We start from the raw sequence: 2,972 nt of genomic DNA, 5'->3' as shown, positions 1-2,972 counted from the left end.
ACGCGGGATGTGCGCGCCTCATGCCAGCAAGTCTGGGACGTGCTGGCCAACGGGTGGACGTACACCCAATGGGTGGTCGGCAACAGCCGTACTCGTGCCGTCGACTCGAACTGGCCTGAGCCGGGTTCTGTTATCCGGCACTCGATCGGGGTGTGGCCACTGGTGATCAACGACCAGACCGAGGTCGAAAGTTGCGAGCCGCTGCGTGAGCTGGTGCTGCGCGCGGGGCTCGGGTTGTTCGGCGCAGCGCGGATAACGATGCGCCTCCACGAGACACCGACCGGCTGCCGGGTCGAGATGATCGAAGTGCCGGTCGAAGGACCGATCCGCTTCATTCCCGACCAGCTGACACTGATGGCCATCCATCCCCGCAACCGCGAGTGCATCTTGCGGCTGACTGCGCTTGCCGAGCGCCTCGAGCCGAGCCAGGTGAAGTGATGACGGCGGAAGCCGTCGACGCGATTGTCATCGGTGCCGGACACCACGGTCTGGTTGCCGCGGCGATGCTAGCCGACGCCGGCTGGGACGTGCTGGTGCTGGAAGCTCAGCCAGAACCCGGCGGGGCCGTGCGCAGCGCCGAGCTGACGCCGGGTTACGTCACCGACTTGTTCAGCTCCTTCTATCCGATGACGGTCGCCTCGCCGGCGATGGCCGCGCTGCACCTGGAGGACCACGGGCTGCGGTGGTCGCACGCACCGGCGGTCGTCGCCCATCCGGCCAGCGCAACCGACGACGATCCGCCCATCCTCTACCGCGACGCGGCCCGCACCGCAACAGAATTCGAGCGCAGGGAACCAGCCGACGGCGAAAACTGGTGGCGGATAGTTACGTTGTGGGAGAAGATCAAATCGCCGCTGCTGGACGCAATGCTGTCGCCGTTCCCGCCGGTGTTTCCGACGATCCGGCTGCTGCTCAAACTCGGCACGTCGGATGCGGTTCGGCTGGCGCACCTGGTGGTGCAGCCGGCCAACACCATGGTGGAGCAGCTCTTCGACGGAGCGGCACCGCGATTATTGTTGTTGGGCAATGCAATGCATGCCGACGTCCCGCCGGATGCGCCCGGCAGCGGCGTGTTCGGTTTCCTGATGACGATGCTCGGCCAAGACGTCGGATGGCCTGTTCCGGTCGGTGGTTCGGGTCAATTGACCGCAGCACTGGTCAACCGGGCCTGCTCGGCCGGCGCACAGATCGAGTGCAATCAGAACGTCGCGACGATCCAGGTGCGAGGTGGCCGGGCGGTCGGGGTGACCACCAGCGGCGGGCGAACGGTGCGGGCTCGCCGTGCGGTGGTGGCCGACGTCACCGCACCGCGGCTGTTTTGCGACATGCTGCCACCGGATGCCGTCCCGGCTGGTCTGCGTGATGAGCTCGAGCATTTCGTCTGGGACCCGCCGGTGGTGAAGGTCAACTATGCGCTCGACGGCAAGATTCCCTGGCGCGCAGAGAGTTTAGCTCATGTCGGCACTGTTCATCTCGGCGCCGACGGGGACGGGTTAGTGCGTTGGATGGCCGATTTGAACACCCGGGTGGTGCCCGAACATCCTTTCATGCTGTTGGGTCAAACCACCACAGCCGACCCGATCCGGTCGCCGGCTGGCACCGAAAGTGTTTGGGCTTACACACATCTGCCGCGCAATGTCGCCGACGACGACTCAGCCGAACGGCTGGCCAAAGCGGTGGACCACGTCATCGAAGAACATGCTCCCGGCTTCGGGTCGCATGTGGTTGACCGATCGGTGCAACGCCCGTCGGATCTGGAAGCCAGTGACGCGAATCTGCATCTCGGTGCGCTCAACGGCGGAACCGCGCAACTGCAGCAGATGCTGGTCTTTCGTCCCGCGCCGGGGATGGGCCGAGCCGAAACACCCGTCGAGCGGCTGTATCTGGGCAGCGCGTCAGCTACACCGGGAGGATCGGTGCACGGCGCCTGCGGCCGCAACGCCGCCAACGCGGCGTTAGCGGCCGACGGCTGGACCGGCTGGCCGCGGCGCAAGCTGACCCGCACCGTGCTCTCGCTGCTGACGAAATAGCCCATCGTCGAAGGTGGGTTTGCGTCAGGGGCATTCGTGGCAAGCGTGTTGTAAGTCCACACTTGATACCCGTATCAGAACAGCGTGCCGCAGTACGGTACCCGTTCGGTAGCGAAGGCGGCATCCAGATTGCGTAGCGCACCGCTGCGCAATTCCGTGATGCGGTTCGCTCGGTGAAGTTCGGACGCTCGATGCGCACCCATGTAGATCATTGCCAGTTCACCGAGGCCGAGTTTGACGTCCGCGGGCCCGTCATGCGGCGTGCATTTCCCCACACCGTCACGAGTCTGCAGCAGGAATCGTCCGCCGGCGGCCTGGCGTCGAGCGTGTAGTCCCACGGGCTGGCGGACGTCGATGTGCGCCACGGCACCGATCCGGCGATCAATTCGCGAAAACCGGCAACCAATTTGGCGGTGCGACGCTGACGGCTGACATAGTATCTCGGCGATATACGTTCCGTCATGGCGTTGCCTGAGACAAATACGGCCGCGCATATCGGTCCGGGTGAAGCCTGGCTATGGGTAGGCCTGCTTGCTGCCGCGGTGGTGATTCAAAGTACGGCTTTGTCCTTTCAAAAAGGTGTGGAAGTCCCGTTGATCACTGCACCGAGAAACACCACAGAGGACGACGCCGGGACTGCTGATATCGATGAGGGCTCGCGCCAGTTCTCGATCAGGGGCCGGTGAGCAGCAGCGCCATGCCGTGCCAGGCGCTTTTTGACCCCACCAATTCGTTGTGGACTCGACCTAATCTCGATCTACCGCGCGACGAACCTGAGTAATTAGCACGGGAAAAGTTGTAACGATTTCTGCAGTCGGCACTTAGTGGTACGCCACCGCCGACATCCGGACACCAGAACGGTTGCCGGCAATTCGGCGGCTCGGCTGTGACTAGCTGGCTGTAGGTGGTGTCAAGTCATGGGTGGTGCGTGGGGCATTGTCG

The 2,972-nt window shown here is 64.1% G+C and carries 3 protein-coding genes and 1 pseudogene; 3 read left to right on the top strand and 1 reads right to left on the bottom strand.

Going from position 1 to position 2,972, the window contains the following annotated elements; translation table 11 throughout:
• Together ACFE99_RS24615 and ACFE99_RS24610 are read left to right on the top strand one after the other, a co-directional pair.
• Positions 1 to 438: SRPBCC family protein (locus tag ACFE99_RS24615; RefSeq protein ID WP_375489430.1), on the top strand; the 438-nt coding region annotated here is incomplete at its 5' end.
• Positions 438 to 2,030, top strand: coding sequence for a phytoene desaturase family protein (locus tag ACFE99_RS24610; protein WP_375489428.1), 1,593 nt, complete (start codon positions 438 to 440; stop codon positions 2,028 to 2,030). The genes ACFE99_RS24615 and ACFE99_RS24610, both read left to right, overlap by 1 nt.
• A 74-nt stretch (positions 2,031 to 2,104) precedes the next feature.
• Here the strand turns inward: ACFE99_RS24610 and ACFE99_RS24605 are convergent.
• Positions 2,105 to 2,341, bottom strand: a pseudogene (locus ACFE99_RS24605) (sterol carrier protein domain-containing protein); the annotation flags it as partial.
• Between the two features lie 150 nt (positions 2,342 to 2,491).
• On the opposite strand from ACFE99_RS24605, the gene ACFE99_RS24600 reads away from it, so the two are divergent.
• The gene (locus tag ACFE99_RS24600) at positions 2,492 to 2,716 is read left to right on the top strand and encodes a hypothetical protein (RefSeq protein WP_375489426.1); all 225 of its coding nucleotides are present in this window, start codon (positions 2,492 to 2,494) and stop codon (positions 2,714 to 2,716) included.
• Positions 2,717 to 2,972: the final 256 nt, after the last annotated feature.

Origin of the sequence: uncultured Mycobacterium sp. (genome assembly GCF_964249325.1) — a bacterium.
GTDB lineage: Bacteria > Actinomycetota > Actinomycetes > Mycobacteriales > Mycobacteriaceae > Mycobacterium.
The sequence above is the reverse complement of the archived record's forward strand: the minus strand, read 5'-3'. Positions and strand labels throughout refer to the sequence as shown.

What these genes read in the sequence shown, in the direction of transcription:
- ACFE99_RS24600 (WP_375489426.1), top strand. Translation starts at nt 2,492, where the DNA reads ATGGCGTTGCCTGAGACAAATACGGCCGCGCATATCGGTCCGGGTGAA.
- ACFE99_RS24610 (WP_375489428.1), top strand. Translation starts at nt 438, where the DNA reads ATGACGGCGGAAGCCGTCGACGCGATTGTCATCGGTGCCGGACACCAC.